Below are 18,108 nucleotides of genomic sequence, written 5' to 3'. Positions count from 1 at the left end.
GCCGTACGCCCCGGTGAAAGCCCTTCCCAGGCTCTCCCTGAGCAAAGGATCGACGGTTCCCGTGCTGAGACCGCTGTCACGCCTCAGTGGTCGCGTTCGGTTGCCGATCGGTCTCGGTGATGACGACGCACCGCCAGGAGACGATCCGGGTCTCCGAGGACACGCTGCGGGCCGAGCGCGACGAGGCGCTCCGGACCGTGGCGCGGCTGCGTGCGGTGCTGGACTCGGCCCATGACGCGTTCATCTCGATGGACGCCCGCGGCCGGGTGACGGCCTGGAACACGGCGGCCGAGCAGCTCTTCGGCTGGAGCGGCGACGAGGCGGTCGGCCGATTCGCGACCGAGCTCATGATCCCGCCGGGGCTGCGCGCGGCCCACGAGGAGGGACTGGCGCGGGTCCACCGGACCGGCGTCTCGGAGATGTCCGGCCGCCGGCTGGAGCTGACCGCTATTGATCGCAACGGCCGGGAGTTCCCGGTGGAGATGACCCTGCAACTGCAGCACGACCGGGACGAGCCGATCTTCCACGCGTTCCTGCACGACATCACGGCACGGACCACCGCCCGTACCGAGCTGCGGCAGGAGCGGGCGTTCCTGCAGGCGCTGCTGAACAGCCTGGACACCGGGGTCGCGGCGTGTGACAGCGACGGGCGGCTGGCCCAGTTCAACCCGGCGATGCGGGAGATCCACGGGCTGGGGCACGTATCGGTCGGCACCGAGTCGTGGGCGCGGTTCTATCATCTGGTCGCGGCGGACGGGCGTACCCCGCTGGCGCCCGAGGAGGTGCCGCTGGCGCGCGCGTGGAGCGGCGAGACGGTGCAGCACGAGGAGATGGTGGTGTGCGCGCCGGACCGGCCGCCGCGCCGGTTCCTGGCCAACGCCCGGCCGATCGACGGCGCCGACGGCCGCCGGCTCGGGGCGGTCGTGGCGATGCACGAGATCACCGACGCGTACCGGGCCGAGATGCTCCGCCGCTGCCGGCACGCGGTCGCTCAGGCGCTCTCCGAGGCCCTCTCGGCCGGGGACGCCGCGATGGCCGCGGCGACCGCTGTCGCCCGGGAGCTCGGCTGGGCCTGCGCCGAGTACTGGGAGGTCGACGAGGAACGGCACCGGATCGTACGGGCCGGATCGTGGCGCCGGGAGGGGTTCGACCTGGCCGGGTTCACCGGTGACGAGCCGCTCGCCTTCAGCATCGGGCAGGGGGTGCCGGGGGCGGTCTGGGCACACGGGGCCGACATCTGGAGCAACGACCTGCTCGGTGACCTGACCGATCCGGGGCGGCTGCCGCTCGGGCACCGGCTCGGGCTGCGCGCCGCGATCGGCATGCCGGTGCACTGTAACGCCGGGGTGGCCGGGGCACTGGTGTTCTTCTCCGACGACCCGGTCGGCCGCGACGACGACATCCTGGCCGTGCTGAGCGACATCGCGGCGCAGACCGGCAGAGTCATGGAACGCCGCCGCGCCGAGGAGCTGAAGCTGGCGCTGGCCGCCGCCCGGCGCGATTTCAACCGGGTGATCGAGCTGGTCAACGACTGTGTCTGGAGCGTGCGGTACGACCCTCCGGACCGCTGGCACACGCTCTACGTCAGCCCCGGGGAGGACGGCGTCTTCGGCGGGCCGCTGCCGCCGACCGACACGTTCGCCCATCTCATGGCCGAGCACATCCACCCGGACGACATGGCGCAGTTCCGCGACTACGAGAACGCGCTGAAGGCGGGCCGGCCGGGCGAGTTCGAGTGCCGGTTCATCGGCTTCGACGGGGTGATCCGCTGGGTGTGGTGCCGTGGCTTCCCCCGCTCCGAGGACGGCACGCTCTACATCGACGGGATCGCCACGAACATCACCGAGCGCCGGGAGCTGGCCGACCAGCGGGAGATGCTGCTCGCCCGGGAGCAGGAGCAGGTGCGCCGGCTGCAGGAGCTGGACCGGATCAAGGACGAGCTGGTCGCGGTGGTCAGCCACGAGATGCGCAACCCGATCGCGATCATCGCGGCCTACACCGACTCGCTGATGGAGGAGCCGGAGCTGGCCGGGCGGGCCGAGCTGGCCGCCATCGAGCGCACCAGCGCCCATCTGCTGCACCTGGTCGAGGACCTGCTCGACCTGGCCCGCTTCGAGAGTGGGCCGGCACTGCTCGACCCGCGGCCGCTGCGCCTGGACCGGGTGCTGCGCCAGGCCGTCGAGGAGCACCGGCTCACCGCCCGGGTCGACCTGGTCACCGAGATCGGCCCGCTGCCGGTGGTGTCCGGGGAGTCGGCACGGCTGCGGCAGGTGGTGGACAACCTGCTCTCCAACGCGATCAAGTACACGCCGTCCGGCGGGACGGTGACGATCGCGGCGCGGGCCGACCGCGAGACGGTGACCGTCGACGTGACCGACACCGGCATCGGGATCCCGCCCGAGCAGTTCTCGAAGCTGTTCACCCGGTTCTTCCGGGCCAGCACCGCGGTGGAACGCAAGATCAAGGGAACCGGGCTGGGGCTGGCGGTCACCAAGGCGATCGTCGAGGCGCACGGCGGGACGATCGCGGCGGCGCCGGGACCGGACGGCGGGACCCGGTTCACCGTCACGCTGCCCCGATAGACACGTTCGTCGATTACCGGCCGCCGGGCGCACTGCACTCGATAGCGTGAGGGCGTCCGTGCGGGAGAGGATCATGTGGAAGACCGCGGAACGGCAGGGACCGGTCGTGTTGCTGGTCGAGGACGATCAGGATCTGCGCGAGCTGACCACGCAGATGCTGGAGATGCGTGGCTTCTCGGTGCTGGCCGCCAAGGATCCGGTCGGCGCGCTGATGACGTGCCGGGTGCACGAGGGCGCCATCGACGTGCTCCTGACCGACCTGGGGCTGCCCGGCGTCTCCGGGGGCGAGCTGTCCCGGTCGGCGGCGACCGTACGGCCGGGCATGCGGGTCGTCTACGTCTCCGGGGTGCCCGAGGAGATCGCCGTGAAACGGGGCCTGATCAAGGCGGGTTCGCCGTTCGTCGCCAAGCCGTACACCGCCGACCTGCTGGCCGGCACCCTGCGCTCGGTGCTGGCACAGACCTCCTCGACCACCGACCGGTGACCATCACGCAACCGAGGTCCGCTCATGGTTCCCCGCACACGCCCGATGAATAGGGCACTGGCTGCCAGGGAAGGCGGCCCCGGGAGTGAGGACGACCCATGGACCAGTTCAAGCTGCTCATCGGCTACCTGCGCGCCAAGCACAGCTCCGACGAAGGCGCGACCATCGTGGAGTACTCGCTGCTGGTGGCGCTCATCGCGGTGGCCCTCATCGTCGGGCTCCAGGCGCTCGAGACCGACATCGCCGGCCTGTTCACCAAGGTCACGAACGCCATCCCGTAAGCACCGCGGCGAGGCCGGAGCCGCGGTCGTCGAGATGGCGATCGTGCTTCCGGTCCTGCTGCTGATCCTCTTCGGGATCATCGACATGGGCCGCCTCCTGCAGCAGCACATCCAGCTCACCGCGGCCGCCCGCGAGGGCGCCCGGCTGGGTGCGCTGAACGGCACCGTCACCGACGTCAAGGCGAAGATCGTCTCGATCGTCGGCGCCGGTGTCACGCTGACCTATCCCGCCACCAACGGGATCACCCTCTGCGGGGCGGGCTCGGGCGCCGGCACCGACGCGACCGTCAACGTGCAGCGCACCTTCCAGCCGGCGACACCGTTGCTCGCCTGGATCGCCCGGACCACCCCGATCACCATCAGCGCCAAGGGCGTGATGTCGTGCCTCGGATGACCGCCGGGGTGGTGGCGTCGTGCGGCGGCGGGTGCTGATCCTGCTCGCCGCCCTCGTGTTGGCGATGCTCAGCGCCACGGCGCTGGTCTCCTACCTGAAGAGCGCGGACCGCCGGGCGGTCGCGGGCAAACAGGGTGTCTGGGTGCTGGTCGCCACCGGGCACGTCCCGGCCGGCACCCCCGGCGCCGAGGTCCGGGCGCGCACCGGCCGCATCATCGTCCCGGCCGAGACCGTGCCCGCCGGCGCCCTGACCGAGTGGGATCCCGCGCTCGACGAGTTGCGCCTGACCGCACCGCTGGAGAGCAGCCAGCTGTTGTTGCGGCCGCTGTTCCAGATGCCCGCGCCGGCCGCCTCGCCGTCGCGCCGGCTCGCCGTCCCCTCGGACCGGCTCGCCGTCACCGTCGCGCTCAGCATCGCGCCCCAGGTCGCCGGGGATGTCGCGGCCGGCGACACGGTCACCGTCTACGCGAGCTGCCCGCTCGAGCCGGACGAGGGCGACCCGCCGCCGCGGACCCGCGTACTGCTGCCGCGTGCCGAGGTCATCGTGATCGGCGAGGCGCCCGAGCCCGTCGCCGTCGCGTCGTCCCCGTCGGCGTCCGCCTCGCATCAGGCGGTGCTCGAAGCCCCCGGCGCCGGGCCGGTCGCCGTGGGCGAGCGGTACGTGGCCACCCTCGCCGCCGGCCCGAAGGACGCCCAGCGGCTGGTGCACGCGGCCCGGTACTGCGCGCTGCACCTGGCCCTGCTCGGCGCCTCGGCGACGGTCACCCCGGGCGGCGGCGTCGACACCGACGGGCTGTTCGGATGACCCTCTACGTCTACGTCGAGCCCGACGACGCCCGGCGCACCCGGGTCGGGCCGGCGTTCCGCGAGGTCGGCTGCACCATGCTGGCCGGCATGGCGGACCTGGAGACGCATCTGCCGCGCTATCCGGAGACGATCCTGGTGATCCTCGGCGCCGGGGTCGACCTGGGCGAGGCGCTGATGTTCACGGCGTACCAGCGGCTGCAGCGGCCACTCATCGGGGTCGTGCTGATCCGGCGGGCGATCGAGCCCGCCGTGGTGCTGGAGTGCCTGCGCTCCGGGGTGCGCGAGATCGTCGAGGAGTCCGACGACGAGGGGCTGCGGGCCGCCACGATCCGGTCGATCGACCTGTCCAAGGCGCTCAGCAGCACCCTGCGGGGCACGACCGAGCAGGCGCCGTACGCCCGGGTGGTCACCGTCTTCGCCGGGAAGGGCGGGTGCGGCCGCAGCACGGTCGCCGCGAACCTGGCGGTGGCTCTGGCCGGTGGCGGCCGCCGCGTCCTGCTCTTCGATCTCGACCTGCAGTTCGGCGACGTGGCGATCATGCTGCGGCTCGCCCCGGACCGCAACATCACCGGGGGCCTGTCGATGAGCGGGCGGCTGGACGAGCCGGGGCTCCGGTCGATCGTCGCCGGGCACCGCAGCGGCGTGGACGCGCTGCTCGCCCCGCCCAGCCCGGCCGAGGGCGAACGGATCAGCCGCGAGTTCGTGGTGGAGGTGCTGGACGTGGCCCGCCCGGTCTACGACTTCATCGTGGTGGACACCCCGGCCGTGGTGACCGACCAGGTGCTCGCCGCCCTGGACATGACCGACTGGTACGTCTCGATCGTCACCCCGGACCTGCCGGCTCTGAAGTCGGTACGGCTCACCTCGGAGATGTTCGACCTGCTCGACTATCCGAAGGACCGTCGACTGCTGGTGTTCAACCGGGCCGACACCGAGGTCGGCCTGGCCAAGGCGGACGTGGAGGCGGCCGTCGGCATGCCGTTCGCCGTGCAGGTGCCGTCCAGCCGGGACGTGACGGTCTCGGTCAACCAGGGCGAGCCGCTGACCATGACCGACCCGCTGCATCCGGTGAGCCGGGCGATCCGGCAGCTCGCCGACCGGTGCGCCGGCGTCGAGGCCCCGCCGGCCCGGCGCCGCGGCCTCTTCGGACGGAGGAGGAGCGGATGAGCCTGTCCGCCCGGCTCGCCGCCGCGCGGCAGGACCAGACCCGGCAGGCGGCGCGCGCGGCGGCGCCCGCCGAACGGAGTCCGTCCGGATCCGATCAGGTCAACGAGGTCCGGCTGCGGATCCAGCGGCGGCTGGCCGACGAGCTCGGCCCCACGCTGTACGGCAACGACCGCGACCGCCCCGACGACCTGGACGCCCGGGTCCGCGACGGGCTGAACGAGTTGCTGGCCCGGGAGGAGACCCCGCTCTCCGGCGCCGACCGGGCCCGGATCGTCCGCGAGGTGGTGGACGAGGTGCTCGGGCACGGGCCGATCGAGTCGCTGCTGCGCGACCAGTCGGTGACCGAGGTGATGGTGAACGGGCCGCACTCGGTCTTCGTCGAGCGGTTCGGGCGGATCGAGCGGGTGGCGGCCGAGTTCGACGACGAGGCGCACCTGCGCCGGATCATCGACCGGATCTGCTCGCGGGTGGGTCGACGGGTCGACGAGGCGAGCCCGATGGTGGACGCCCGGCTGCCGGACGGGAGCCGGGTGAACGCGATCGTGCCGCCGATCGCCCTGGACGGCTCGTCACTGACCATCCGCAAGTTCGCCGCGGTGCCGCTGACCATCGGCGACCTGCTCACCTACGGCACCCTGAACCGTGCCGCGGCCGAGTTCCTGGAGGGCTGCGTGCGCGGTCACCGCAACGTGGTGGTGAGCGGCGGCACCGGATCCGGCAAGACCACGATCCTCAACGTGCTGTCCGGGTTCGTGCCCACGGACGAGCGCATCGTCACCATCGAGGACGCCGCCGAGCTCCAGCTCGCCCAGGAGCATGTGGTCCGGCTGGAGTCGCGGCCGGCGAACTCCGAGGGCCGCGGCACGATCACCACGCGCGATCTGGTCCGCAACGCGCTGCGGATGCGGCCGGACCGCATCGTCGTCGGCGAGGTCCGCGACAGCGCCGCCCTCGACATGCTGCAGGCCATGAACACCGGCCACGACGGGTCGCTGACCACGCTGCACGCCAACTCGCCGCGCGACGCGCTCTCCCGGATGGAGACCATGGTGCTGATGGCCGGCATGGACCTGCCGAGCCGCGCGATCCGCGATCAGATCACCTCCGCGGTCGACCTGATCCTGCAGGTCAGCCGGTTCAAGGACGGCACCCGCAAGGTCACCCACATCACCGAGGTGGTGGGCATGGAGGGCGACGTCGTCACGCTGCAGGACATCTTCCTCCACGAGTACGCCGGGGACGCTCGCGGTGGGCAGCTGAAGGCCACCGGCATCCGGCCGAACCTCCTCGAGGCGCTCGTGCCGTACGGGGTCACGCTGTCGCCCACGCTCTTCACGGGTCGCGCATGGTGATCCTCGTGATGGCCGTCGTGTTCGGGGGCGGGGCCGCCTTCCTCGCCGGATACGCGGTGTTGGACACGGTCTTCGGGCGCACCCCGATACAGCGCCGGCTCGCCGTGCTCCGCCGTTTCTCGGTGCGCGCCGCTGACGAGCCGGTCCCACCGGCCCGGCGGTTGCTGGCCGCGGCGGGGCGACGGCTGGAGAGCGTCCCGGTGCTGGCCCGGCTGGCCGCGCGGGACGAGGCGATGCTCGACCGGCTCGGCGGCGCGACCCGCCCGGCCGAGTGGCTGGCCGTCCGGCTCACCGCCATGGGGTTCGCGGTGCTCGGCGCGTCGGCGTTGGTGCCGTGGCAGCTCGCGGTGATCGCCGGACTGCCGGCCGGCCATCTCGGCGCGGGCGCCGTGCTGCGGATGCGGGTCCAGCGGCGGGAACGGCAGTTCGGCGACGACCTGCCCGGTGCCCTCCACCTGATGACCAGCTCGCTGCGGGCCGGCTTCACCCTGCATCAGTCGCTGGAGGCGGCGGTACGCGACGACGACGGCCCGGTCGCCGCCGAGTTCCGCCGGGCCCTGGCCGAGACCAGGATCGGCGGTAGCTTCGAGGACGCCCTGGAGCGGGTCGGCGAGCGCATGCGCAGCTCGGAGACGGTGTGGCTGGTGATGGCTCTCCGGCTGCAGAGGGAGGTGGGCGGCAGCCTGGTCGACGTCATGCAGACCACCGCCGACACGATGCGCGAGCGCGCCTACCTGAAACGGCACGTGCGGGCGCTGTCCGGCGAGGGCCGGATCTCGGCGTGGGTGCTGGGCAGCATGCCGCCGCTCACCGCGCTCGGCATCCACCTCGTCCAGCCCGGCTATCTCCGGCCGCTCTGGACCACACCGCAGGGACTGATGCTGCTGGCCGTCGCTCTGCTCGGTATGACCGTCGGCGTGCTCTGGCTGCGGGCGGTCGTGCGGGTGGAGGTGTGAGGTGACCGCCGGTCTGCTGATGTTCCTCGTGGTGACCGGCGCGGCCGGCGCGATCCTGCTGGCCGCGATCGCGGCCACGACGCCGGAGCTGCGACGGAAGCGGATGATGCGCACGCTCGCCGTCTTCACCGGCCGCCTCGACGCCGAGCCGGGCCGGGCCCGGGCCGGCGCGACGGGCAGCCGGCTGGAGCGGGCCGCCGACCGGATCGGCGCGCTGCTGACCCCGCCCGGCGACCGGGAACGCCTGAACCGGATGCTGGACTCCGCCGGCAACCCGCCCGGCTGGCCGATGACGCGGATCCTGCGGGTCCGGCCGGCCGCGATGGTGGTGGTGTCGCTGCTGCTCGCCGCGACCGGCCACGCGCTGCGCGGATCGCCCGGCACGATCGCCGGCGCGGTCGCCGGGCTGGGCCTCGGGGCGTTCCTGCCGCTGCTGCTGGTCTGGAACGCGTCGATCAAACGGCAGGAGGCCATCCAGCGGTCACTGCCGGACGTGATGGACGTGATGGTCATCGGGGTGGAGGCGGGGCTCGGCCTCGACTCGGCGATGGACCAGGTGGCCCGCAACACGCGCGGGCCGATGGCCGACGAGCTGCACCGGGTGCTGCAGGAGATGCGGCTCGGCGTGTCTCGTTCCGAGGCGTTGCGGGCGCTTGCCCGGCGTACCACCGTGCGGGATCTGAAACGCCTGGTCACAGCGCTCGTCCAGGCCGGCGACCTGGGTGTCTCGGTGGCGCCGCTGCTGCGCGAGCACGCACGGGAGCAGCGGGTGCGGCGGCGGCAGCGGGCCGAGGAGGTGGCGCAGAAGGTTCCGGTGAAGATGCTCTTCCCGATCCTGTTCTGCATGTTCCCGGTGATCTTCGTGGTGATCATCGGCCCGGCGGTGATCCAGCTGCTCAAGACCTTCGAGGGCTAAGCAGGGCAGGCCTCGTGCCGAACGGGGGATCGTGCTGACTCTGACCCTGGAGGGTCCCGACGCGGAGGCCCGGCGACTGGCGGCGCTCCACGAGTACCGGGTGCTGGACGCCCCGGCGGACGACGAGCTGAACGCGGTCGTGCGGGTGGCGGCGATGGTCGCCGACGTGCCGACCGCGTCGCTCAACCTCATCGACGAGAACCGGCAGTGCCAGCTGACCACGGTCGGCTTCGCGGGCGGCGACTCGGAACGCGGCGACTCGATGTGCGACATCGCGTTCCGCGACGGCCGGGTGATCCACCTGCCGGACGCCCGGCAGCACCGCGTCTACGCCGGGAACCCGTGGGTGGACGGCCGGATCGGCAGAGTCCGCTTCTACGCCTCGGCGCCGCTGATCAGCCCGGCCGGGTACGCGCTCGGCACCCTCTGCGTCTTCGACGACGTCAGCAAGTCACTGACCAGCAAGCAGATCCACCGCCTGGAAGACCTCGCGGAGATCATCGTCGGGTTGTTCGAGCGCCGTCGCCAGGCCCGGATCAGCGCCGAGCTGGCGATGGAGACCGAGCGCAGCCACCGGGCCATCGAGCGGGCGCACGAGGAGCTGCGGCTCGCCGTCCGGGAGCTCGAGCGGTCCAACGACGAGCTGGAGGGCTTCGCCGTGGCGGTCAGTCACGACCTGGTCCGGCCGCTGGCCAGCGCCAGCGGCTACCTGGAGATGCTCGGGCACCTGTACGGCGACCGGCTCGACGAACGCGGCGCGACCTGGGTGTCCGGCGCCGGCCGGGCGCTGGAACGGATGCAGCAGCTGGTCCGGGCGCTGCTCGACTACGCGCGGGCCGGTCATGCGCCGTACCGGGCGGTCGCGGTGGACCTGACCGAGGTGATCGGCCAGGTCCGCGCCGACCTGCGGGCACACACCGAGAGCACCGGGGCGACGATCACCGTGCCCGGGTCGCTCCCGGTGGTGAACGGCGACCCGACGCTGCTCCGGCAGTTGCTGCAGAACCTGATCGACAACGCGATCAAGTACCGGCATCCGGACCGGGCCCCGGTCGTCGAGGTCGGCTGGGCGCCGGCGCCGGGCGGCTGCCTGATCGAGGTCGCCGACAACGGGCTGGGCATCCCGCCCGACCAGCGCGAGCGGGTGTTCGACATGTTCGCCCAGGTCGACCCGGAGTCCCGTACGGGGCACGGCATCGGGCTGTCCACCTGCATGCGGATCGTCGAACGGCACGGCGGCCGGATCGCCGTCGGCACGTCGCGGTCCGGTGGCACGCTGATCCGGCTGCACCTGCCGGCGGCCGGTGGCTGACCGCCGGTCACATGGCGGCGTGGCCGTGGCGCCAGTAGCCGATGAAGTCGATGTTGCCCTTCGGCACCGCGCGGTCCTCGACCAGGTGCCGGCGGCCACCGGTGACCAGCGCCGACTCGCCGACCAGGTAGGCCCACACCGGCCCGGACGGCAACTGCGCCGCCCGGAGCGTGGCGAGGGCCAGCCGGCCCGGCACGGCGCCGGGCTCGTCGCGGGCCACCCAGCGCAGGTCCACACCGGCCGGCACCCGGAACTCCTGCCGGTCCTCGATCGACGGCAGCTCCACGATCGCCACCCCGGTCGCGTCGTCGGGCAGCGACTCGCAGATGCCGGCCACCGCCGGCAGCCCGGTCTCGTCGGCGACCAGCAGCGTCCAGTCGTGGTCGGCGCGCGGGTTGTAGCCGACACCCTGGTCGAGCAGGCCGGCCCGGTCGCCCGGGTCGGCGCCGAGGGCGAAGGCGCTGGCCGGGCCGCTGTGCCCGTCGGCGTCCACATGCACCACGAAGTCGACGTCGAGTCCGTCCGCCCGGTACGCGCGGACCGTGTAGTTGCGCACGAACGGCCGCTTCGGCTTGGCGGTCGCGAGGTACTGCGCATACCAGAGCCCGGACGTGCGGGTCGGCAGCTTCAGGCTGTCCTGGCCGGGGCGCGGCAGGAAGAGCCGGAACCACTGGTCGAAGCCGAGCGGCGTGAACCTGTCCAGTCCCTCGCCGCCGAAGGTCACCCGGACGACGTTCGGCGAGATCCGCTCGCTCTTGGTCACCTCGAGAAGCAATACGTGGGGATCGACCGGCTTGCGGATTTTGAAGTTCGCCATAGTTAGGCGACCCTAACCCAGTGCCCCCGGATGGTTCCATAGGAGTGCCAGGCTCGCTCGCGACACCCCCACCGGAAACAATGGGCGATTACCGTTCGGGCTACGGACGAGGATGGACGGGGGCCACCGATGCGGATACTGCTCGTCGAGGACGACCGCCGGGTCGGGGACATGATGACCAAGATGCTGACGCAGCGGGGCTACCGGGTGGAGCACGCCGCCACCGCCACCGCGGCGTTGGAGGCGGCGCCCTGTGACCTCGTGCTGCTCGACCTGACCCTGCCGGACGGCGACGGGATCGACGTGTGCCGGGTGCTGCGGGCCCGCAACGAGAACCTCGGCATCATCGCGGTGACCGCACGCGGCGAGGAGCGCGACCGGGTGACCGGGCTGCGGGTGGGCGCCGACGACTACGTGGTGAAGCCGTTCTCGATGGCCGAGCTCCAGGCCCGGATCGAGGCGCTGCTGCGGCGGACCGTGCGGCAGGCGCAGCCGGAGGCCGGCCGGATCATCGAGGTGCCGCCGGCCCGGATCGACACCGGCGCCCGGACCGTCACGGTGCACGGCGAGCCGGTCACGCTGACCCGCAAGGAGTTCGACATCCTCCACTCGCTGGCGCGGCAGCCGGGAGTGGCGGTGCCGTGGGAGCGGATCAGGCTGGACGTCTGGCAGACCACCTGGTGCGACAAGCACACGCTCGAGGTGCACGTGACGTCGCTGCGCAAGAAACTCGGCGATCCCGGGCTGCTGGAGACCGTCCGCGGCGTGGGCTACCGTTTGCGCACTGGATGAGCAACGGGAGACGGCGTGCGACGGCGGCTGGTGGTCACCTACCTGCTGTTGCTCTGCATGGTCCTGCTCGCTCTGGAGATCCCGCTCGCCGTCACGGTCGCCAGCCGGGAGACCGACCGGGCCGTCGCCGACCGGCTGGCTGACGCGACCCGGTTCGCGTCGCTGGCGGCGCCCGCGGTGCGCAGCGGCGACCTCGACGCGCTGAACGACGAGTTGCGCCGCTACCAGGATCTGTACGGCATCGGCACGCTCCTGGTCGATCAGGACCAGCAGGTGCTCAGCGCGTTCGGCGCAGACCCGGCGGCGACGGCGGTCGCGGTGCGCGGCGCGCTGGCCGGCCATCAGGTGAGCTCCCCGCAGACGCTGTGGCCGTGGGTGCGGGAGCCGCTGATGGTGGCGGTGCCGATCAGTGACGGCGGCGCGGTGCTGGGTGTGGTGCTGACCGTGTCGCCGACCGACCGCAGCCGCCGTGACGTGCTGATCGTGTGGCTGGTGCTGACCCTGGTCGGGTTGCTGGCGGTGGCGTCCTGCCTGGCCACCGCGGACCGGCTGGCGAGCTGGGTGCTGCGGCCGGTGACCCGGCTGGATGCGGCGGCGCACGAGATCGGCGCCGGGGACAGCGCGGCCCGGGTGCAGCCCGGGCTGGGCCCGCCGGAGCTGCGGCGTCTGTCGGCGAGTTTCAACGAGATGGCCGACGCGGTCGCCGAGGCGATGGAGCGGCAGCGGTCGTTCGTCGCGCACGCCAGCCACCAGCTGCGCAACCCGCTGACCGTGCTGCGGCTGCGGATCGAGGACCTGGGCAGCCGTATCGACGACGAGGAGCTGCGCGAGGACCGCGAGTTCGCCCTGGAGGAGACCGACCGGCTGGCCGACGTGCTGGACGGGCTGCTCGCGCTGGCCCGGGCCGAGCGCGGCCGGCACCGGGTGGAGACCGCCGACGCCACGGCGCTGACCGCGGACCGGGTGAAGGCGTGGCAGCCGCTGGCCGAGCGGCGGGGCGTCGAGCTGGTCGCGGAGCTGCCGGAGGAGCCGGTGCCGGCCCGGCTGGTCGCGACCGCTCTCGATCAGTCGCTGGACGCGCTGATCGACAACGCCCTCAAATTCACTCCGGCCGGTGGCCGGGTGGCGGTCCGGTTGACGTCCGCCGAGGACGGGCAGGCCGAGGTGACGGTACGCGACACCGGCCCCGGAATGACCGAGGAGCAGTGCCGGCAGGCCACCGAGCGGTTCTGGCGGGCCCCGGACGCGCAGAACGTGGACGGCGCCGGACTGGGACTGTCGATCGTCAACGTGCTGGTGGAGGCCTCCGGCGGGCAGTTCACGCTGGCGCCCGCCGACGACGGCGGCCTGGCCGCGACGATCCGGTTCAGGGCTTGACGCTCTTGTAGTAGCGGGCGGCCCCCGGATGCAGCGGCACCGGCAGGGTGGAGATCGCGGCCCGCAGCTCGAGGCGCTCGGCGGCCGGGTGGGCGGCGGCCAGCTCGCCCCGTCGCTCCATCAGCAGCCGGGTCAGGTCGTAGGCCAGGTCCTCGGGCATCGTCGCCGCCACGACCAGCAGGTTCGGGACGGCGATCGTGGCGACCGGCGGCAGGGAGTACGCCGAGGTGGGCACGTCGCGTACCACGTACACGTCGCTGTAGGCCTCGCGCAGCTCTCCGGCCCACTCGGACAGGTCGACGATCCGGATGCCGGCGTCGGCGCCGAGCTCTTTGATCCCGGTGACCGGCAACCCGCCGGAGAAGAAGAACGCGTCGATGTCGCCGCTCCGCAGCGACCGGATCGACTCGTCGAGGTTGAGGTCGCGGCGCTGCACGGCATCGGCCATGCCGGCCACGGAGAGGAGCCGGCCGACGGTCACGGTGGTGCCGGAGCCCTGCGCGCCGACCGAGACGCGTCTGCCCTTCAGCCCGCCGAGGCCCTTGACCGGGCTGTCCGCGCGGACCACCAGGTGCAGCAGGTCGTCGTAGACGCGGGCGAGGGCGACCAGCCCGGGAGCCGGCGCTCCCCCGGTGACCAGCACGTCGGACTGGGCGAACCCGACCTCGGCCTGCCCACGGGTGACCAGGTCCATGTTCGCCGCCGAGGCGGCGGTGACCAGGACGCTCGCGTCGGTGCCGGGCAGCTCGCGGTCGATGATGCCGCCGTAGGCCTCGCCGATCTTGAAGTAGACGGCGGTCTTGCTGCCGGTGGCGATCCGGACCTGGCGATCCTCCGCAGTGTCCCGGCCACAGCCTGTGACGATGAGGAGCGTGACCAGACCGGCAAGCGCCATACGACGACTGATGGGAAGGGTCACCTTGTTTCCCCACGCGGGACGGCCCGGTCCGCGCAAGTTTCCCTCAAGTCTTCGCCGCCGGTGTACCGGCCGAACGGCCTTATCGGTGACGGTGTCCTCAGCCACGGAGGGAGATGCCGATGGACCCGACGTCGATTCGTCCGGTTGTGCTGGCCGACGCGCTGCCCGGCGCGTTCGAGTCGGCCTGTCTGGTCGAGTGCGTGGACACCTCCCGCCCTCAGCGACAGCCCCTGCCCGCCCCGGTTCCGCAGGTGGGTGAGGCGCTGGCCGAGTTCGATCGGGAAGACGCCGCGGACCGCCTGGTCTACCTGCTGGACGGCCTCGGTTGCGAGGCGTCGCGGGAGATCCGAACGGGGGGCGGGCGGCGGCGGTACGAGGTGCAGCGCGTGGTCGTGGCGGAATCGCAGCGTCTGGCGACGAGCCGGATGCTGGCGGCGGCCTGGCGCCAGGGTCGGCAAGCCCTCCTCGGCACCGAACAACTCGGCGCCTCCTCGCCCCGGCACGTGCAGCGGCTCACCCTCGCGCAGGCCGCCTGGCGGGCCGCTCTGCTCGCCGCCGGTCAGCGCCGGCGCGGCCACCTGCTGTGGGTGACGTTGCGGGATCAGGAGATCGCCGCGGTGCTGGTCCGTGCGGCCCGGCTGCTCGGGGTGACCGCCGAGGTCGCCCGCCGGCCCGGCTGCGTGGTGGTGACGGTCACGGCGGACGCCGCGACCGCGTTGCCGGCGACCCCGCCCCGCCTGCGGCTGCGGGCCGGCTCGCTGGTCTGACCCGCCGGGGCCGCCCGTGCCCGGCCGGCCCTGCCCAGAGCGGCCCTGCCCAGGCCGGCCCTGATCAGAGCGGCCCTGATCAGACCGGCCCTGATCAGGCCGATTCCATGGTGAGGACGTGGAAGCCCCACGGGGGCAGGTCCACGAAGAGGCCCTCGTCGGCCAGCTCGTCGCCGTCGCGGTCGAAGACCCGGCCGTCCATCAGGTCGGTGAGCTCCCAGGACCGCCCGGACAGCCCCGGCCACGGCAGGGCGGCGCGCGCCTGGGCGGGCCGGCCGCCGAAGTTGACGACGACCAGGCGGCGGGCGGCGCCCTCGTGCCAGGACCACGCGACCACGTCACGGTGTGACGGATTGTCCGGCCAGCCGTGGCAGTCGAGCAGTCGCCACTCACCGCGGCGCACGCGGGGCGCCACCGCCAGCAGGCGCCGGTGGAAGGACCGCAGCTCCGGATCGGCCGGCTCGTCCGGGTACCGTCCGAGGAAGACCGGCAGACGCGTCCGGCGGCCCTCGAACTGGCCGTCGTGCCAGAGAGTGGCGCCGGGCAGCGTGGCGATGGCCACCGCGGCGGCCCGGTCCCGGCCACCGGGGACAGCGGCGGCGGCCCGCGGCTCGTCGTGGTTCTCGGTGAACCGCAGCAGCCCGTCCTGGTAGCCACGGTCGGCGACCAGGTGCTTGCGCAGCGACTCGGCGCCCTCGTGGGTGAGCCGGTCGTAGAGGCGCTTGTCGTAGCAGAAGTCGAAACCCTGCCGCTGCAGCGTCCACTCGGTGTCCCAGTACGCCTCGGCGATCAGGACCAGCCCGGGGTGGGCCCGCTTGACCCGCTCGATGATCGGCGGCCAGAACTCGGCGGACGGGACCGGCCCCGCGTGCTCCCCCCAGGTGCCGGCGAAGATGTCGTTGGTGACCAGCATCGCCATGTCGCAGCGGACGCCGTCGCACTGCTCGCCGATCCAGGTGAGGGTGGCCACGGTCGCCTCCCGCAGGCCCTCGTCGAAGGCGTTGAGCTGGGCGACGTCCGGCCACGGCGGGAAGAACGGGTCACGGCCGACGGCGAGGATCCGGCCGGCCGCCTCGAACCAGCCGGCCGGGTCGGCGGCGAGCGCGGCCTCACTGCCCTGGATGAACCAGTTCGGATGGTCGACGGTCGCCGGGTGGTCGGGGGCCACATGGTTGGGCACGTAGTCGAGGATCAACCGCACCCCGCGCCGGTCGAGCTCGGCACGGGCCGCGGCCAGGCCCTCCGGCCCACCCAGCCGGTCGTCGACCCGATAGCGGCGCACACAGTAGGGCGAGCCCACCACGTCGTCGTCGGTGAGGTCGGGCAGGGCGGCCCGGAACGCGCTCTGCAACGACGCGTTCGCCCGGGCGACGGCGAGACCCGCGGGACTGCGCTCCCAGACGCCCATCAGCCAGACCGCGTCGACGCCGGGCGCGGCGACCTCGTCCCACACCTCGCCCGGCACCGTGCCCAGGGTCACCGGACGGCCGTACCGCCGGGTCAGCCCGGCCAGCCACGGCCAGGTGCCGATCTCATAGATCACCGGCGCCGTCGGCCACCCGGTCATGCATGCCCCCTCGCTGACGTCCCCTCATGCTAGGGCGTGCGCCGGGCTCGCCGTCATCACCGCACCCATCACCACGACGCTCGCGAGCCAGAGCCTGATCAATCCGCGCATGGTTCCCCCTCCGTCACAGCCACCATGGGGAGAACGAGCTAGTTGATCAATCGTGGCGGGCGCCGTTTCTTTCCTGTGAATCCTTTCCGATGAATTAAGTATCGAACGATTCAACCCTCATGCCCGTATCGGAGGGCGGCACCATAACCGAGGGGTTCGGGAGGACACCGTGGCGCGGACCGGTATCGATACGTCGATCCTGCACAAGGGCTCACACAGCGCGTCGTTCTTCGACGTGGCGCGGGCCGCGGGCGAGGGCGTCGAGATCGTCGACTTCTGCATCCCGTGCAACCCGTACTTCCCCACTCCGGAGATGTTCGACGAGCTCTCCCGGGATCTGAAGAGCATTCTCAAGTACTACCCGAGCGACTCGTCGACGATCACCAAGAAACTGGCCAGTGTCCTCGGCCTGCATCCGCAGACGGTGGCCATGGCGAACGGCTCGACCGAGCTGATCACCTGGATCGACCACCTGCTGATCAAGGAGAGCGTGGCGATCCCGATCCCCACCTTCGGCCGGTGGACCGACCAGCCGATGGAGACCGGCAAGCGGGTCGACATGTTCCCGCTGCAGGAGCGCGACGGGTTCCGGCTCGATCTGGAGGAGTACGTCCAGTTCATCCGGGAGCGCAAGTCGCGGGTCGCGGTGGTCTGCAACGTCAACAACCCGGACGGGCACTACATCCCGCGGCGTGACGTGATCCGTTTCATGGACGCGCTCAGCGACCTGGACCTGGTCGTCGTCGACGAGTCGTTCATCGACTTCTCCGACGCCGAGCGCTACCCGTCGGTCGGGCCGGACGCGGTGATCCGCCCGAACGCGGTGGTGCTCAAGAGCCTCGGCAAGAACTTCGGCCTGCACGGCATCCGGTTCGGCTACATGCTGGCGAACCCGGCGATCGCCGGGAAGATCGCGAAGATGCTGCCCAAGTGGAACCTGAACTCCCTCGCGGAGAAGGTCGTCCACATGATCTCCGACCACGAGATGGAGTACGAGGAGAGCCTGCGCCTGCTCAGCCGGGACCGCCGGTCGATGGGCCGGGAGCTGCAGCGCATCCAGGGGCTGACCGTCTTCCCGTCGCAGGGCAACTTCTTCCTCGTCAAGCTGCCGAGCGAGTGGTCGGGTGTGGCCCTGCGCGACTACCTGGTCGCCAATCACGGCATCATGACCCGCGAGTGTGGCAACAAGCTCGGCATGACCAGCCAGTTCATGCGGCTCGTGGTGCGCCCGGCCGGCGATGTGGACCGGCTGGTCGACGGCATGCTCGACTACGCGCAGCGGTTCCACAGCCGGTCGGTCTACGACACCGACCCGCTGGAGAGCACCGGCCCGCGGGCGCGCTGGGCCGACACCGCGTACGACGACCAGCCGGACGGCGTCATCCAGTACCCGGGTCAGCGGACCGGCAACGATTACACCGCACGTCGCGCCGCCGTGGGCTGACCCGCGCGTGCCGTCCCGCGCGGTCGGCCCGGGACGGCACGGCCAACGCGCCGGGGATTCCGC

The 18,108-nt window shown here is 72.3% G+C and carries 17 protein-coding genes; 14 read left to right on the top strand and 3 right to left on the bottom strand.

The genetic code is table 11. The features are described 5' to 3' along the window. The first annotated feature begins 119 nt into the window (after window positions 1–119). The 10 genes from ACQPZW_RS09755 to ACQPZW_RS09710 all read left to right on the top strand — a co-directional run bounded on the left by ACQPZW_RS09755 (window position 120) and on the right by ACQPZW_RS09710 (window position 10,251). Window positions 120–2,582: a PAS domain S-box protein gene (locus ACQPZW_RS09755; protein WP_433794497.1), complete on the top strand. Its 2,463-nt coding sequence runs from the start codon at window positions 120–122 to the stop codon at window positions 2,580–2,582. Between the two features lie 73 nt (window positions 2,583–2,655). Continuing rightward, window positions 2,656–3,066: a response regulator gene (locus ACQPZW_RS09750; RefSeq protein ID WP_433794496.1), complete on the top strand. Its 411-nt coding sequence runs from the start codon at window positions 2,656–2,658 to the stop codon at window positions 3,064–3,066. A 98-nt stretch (window positions 3,067–3,164) separates the two neighbouring features. Then, entirely contained in the window at window positions 3,165–3,347 is a 183-nt protein-coding gene (locus tag ACQPZW_RS09745; RefSeq protein ID WP_433794495.1) for a Flp family type IVb pilin, read from the top strand. A gap of 34 nt (window positions 3,348–3,381) precedes the next feature. After that, a complete protein-coding gene (locus ACQPZW_RS09740; RefSeq protein WP_433794494.1) occupies window positions 3,382–3,741 on the top strand; it encodes a TadE/TadG family type IV pilus assembly protein in 360 nt (119 codons plus the stop codon). 19 nt (window positions 3,742–3,760) lie between these two features. Next, window positions 3,761–4,546: an RcpC/CpaB family pilus assembly protein gene (locus ACQPZW_RS09735; protein ID WP_433794493.1), complete on the top strand. Its 786-nt coding sequence runs from the start codon at window positions 3,761–3,763 to the stop codon at window positions 4,544–4,546. Further along, complete coding sequence (locus ACQPZW_RS09730; RefSeq protein ID WP_433794492.1) at window positions 4,543–5,715, top strand: AAA family ATPase; 1,173 nt, start codon at window positions 4,543–4,545, stop codon at window positions 5,713–5,715. Before ACQPZW_RS09735 ends, ACQPZW_RS09730 begins: the two co-directional genes overlap by 4 nt. Next, entirely contained in the window at window positions 5,712–7,067 is a 1,356-nt protein-coding gene (locus ACQPZW_RS09725; protein ID WP_433794491.1) for a CpaF family protein, read from the top strand. The genes ACQPZW_RS09730 and ACQPZW_RS09725 overlap by 4 nt, the downstream gene beginning before the upstream one ends. After that, window positions 7,061–8,023, top strand: a complete 963-nt coding sequence (locus tag ACQPZW_RS09720; protein ID WP_433794490.1) for a type II secretion system F family protein — start codon at window positions 7,061–7,063, stop codon at window positions 8,021–8,023. The genes ACQPZW_RS09725 and ACQPZW_RS09720 overlap by 7 nt, the downstream gene beginning before the upstream one ends. Before the next feature lies 1 nt (window position 8,024). Then, window positions 8,025–8,939, top strand: coding sequence for a type II secretion system F family protein (locus ACQPZW_RS09715; RefSeq protein ID WP_433794489.1), 915 nt, complete (start codon window positions 8,025–8,027; stop codon window positions 8,937–8,939). A gap of 31 nt (window positions 8,940–8,970) precedes the next feature. Next, a complete protein-coding gene (locus ACQPZW_RS09710; protein ID WP_433794488.1) occupies window positions 8,971–10,251 on the top strand; it encodes a sensor histidine kinase in 1,281 nt (426 codons plus the stop codon). 7 nt (window positions 10,252–10,258) lie between these two features. Here the strand turns inward: ACQPZW_RS09710 and ACQPZW_RS09705 are convergent, their stop codons facing one another. Then, complete coding sequence (locus ACQPZW_RS09705) at window positions 10,259–11,068, bottom strand: siderophore-interacting protein (protein WP_433794487.1); 810 nt, start codon at window positions 11,066–11,068, stop codon at window positions 10,259–10,261. A gap of 129 nt (window positions 11,069–11,197) precedes the next feature. On the opposite strand from ACQPZW_RS09705, the gene ACQPZW_RS09700 reads away from it, so the two are divergent. Continuing rightward, window positions 11,198–11,860, top strand: coding sequence for a response regulator transcription factor (locus ACQPZW_RS09700; protein WP_433794486.1), 663 nt, complete (start codon window positions 11,198–11,200; stop codon window positions 11,858–11,860). Between the two features lie 15 nt (window positions 11,861–11,875). Then, complete coding sequence (locus ACQPZW_RS09695; RefSeq protein ID WP_433794485.1) at window positions 11,876–13,237, top strand: sensor histidine kinase; 1,362 nt, start codon at window positions 11,876–11,878, stop codon at window positions 13,235–13,237. Here the strand turns inward: ACQPZW_RS09695 and ACQPZW_RS09690 are convergent. Continuing rightward, the gene (locus tag ACQPZW_RS09690; RefSeq protein ID WP_433797494.1) at window positions 13,227–14,132 is read right to left on the bottom strand and encodes a TAXI family TRAP transporter solute-binding subunit; all 906 of its coding nucleotides are present in this window, start codon (window positions 14,130–14,132) and stop codon (window positions 13,227–13,229) included. The two genes, ACQPZW_RS09695 and ACQPZW_RS09690, sit on opposite strands and share 11 nt — an antisense overlap. A gap of 143 nt (window positions 14,133–14,275) precedes the next feature. Here ACQPZW_RS09690 and ACQPZW_RS09685 point away from each other — a divergent pair, with 143 nt between their 5' ends. Continuing rightward, entirely contained in the window at window positions 14,276–14,923 is a 648-nt protein-coding gene (locus tag ACQPZW_RS09685) for a hypothetical protein (RefSeq protein ID WP_433794484.1), read from the top strand. 94 nt (window positions 14,924–15,017) lie between these two features. Here the strand turns inward: ACQPZW_RS09685 and ACQPZW_RS09680 are convergent, their stop codons facing one another. Further along, window positions 15,018–16,490 (bottom strand): alpha-amylase, encoded by a 1,473-nt coding sequence (locus ACQPZW_RS09680; RefSeq protein ID WP_433794483.1) that lies wholly within the window; start codon window positions 16,488–16,490, stop codon window positions 15,018–15,020. 280 nt (window positions 16,491–16,770) lie between these two features. Here ACQPZW_RS09680 and ACQPZW_RS09675 point away from each other — a divergent pair, with 280 nt between their 5' ends. Beyond that, window positions 16,771–18,045, top strand: coding sequence for a pyridoxal phosphate-dependent aminotransferase (locus tag ACQPZW_RS09675; protein WP_433794482.1), 1,275 nt, complete (start codon window positions 16,771–16,773; stop codon window positions 18,043–18,045). Window positions 18,046–18,108: the final 63 nt, after the last annotated feature.

This window comes from Actinoplanes sp. CA-252034 (assembly GCF_050956125.1).
In the GTDB taxonomy this organism is placed as follows: Bacteria; Actinomycetota; Actinomycetes; order Mycobacteriales; family Micromonosporaceae; genus Actinoplanes.
This window is presented reverse-complemented; position numbering and strand designations above follow the sequence as displayed.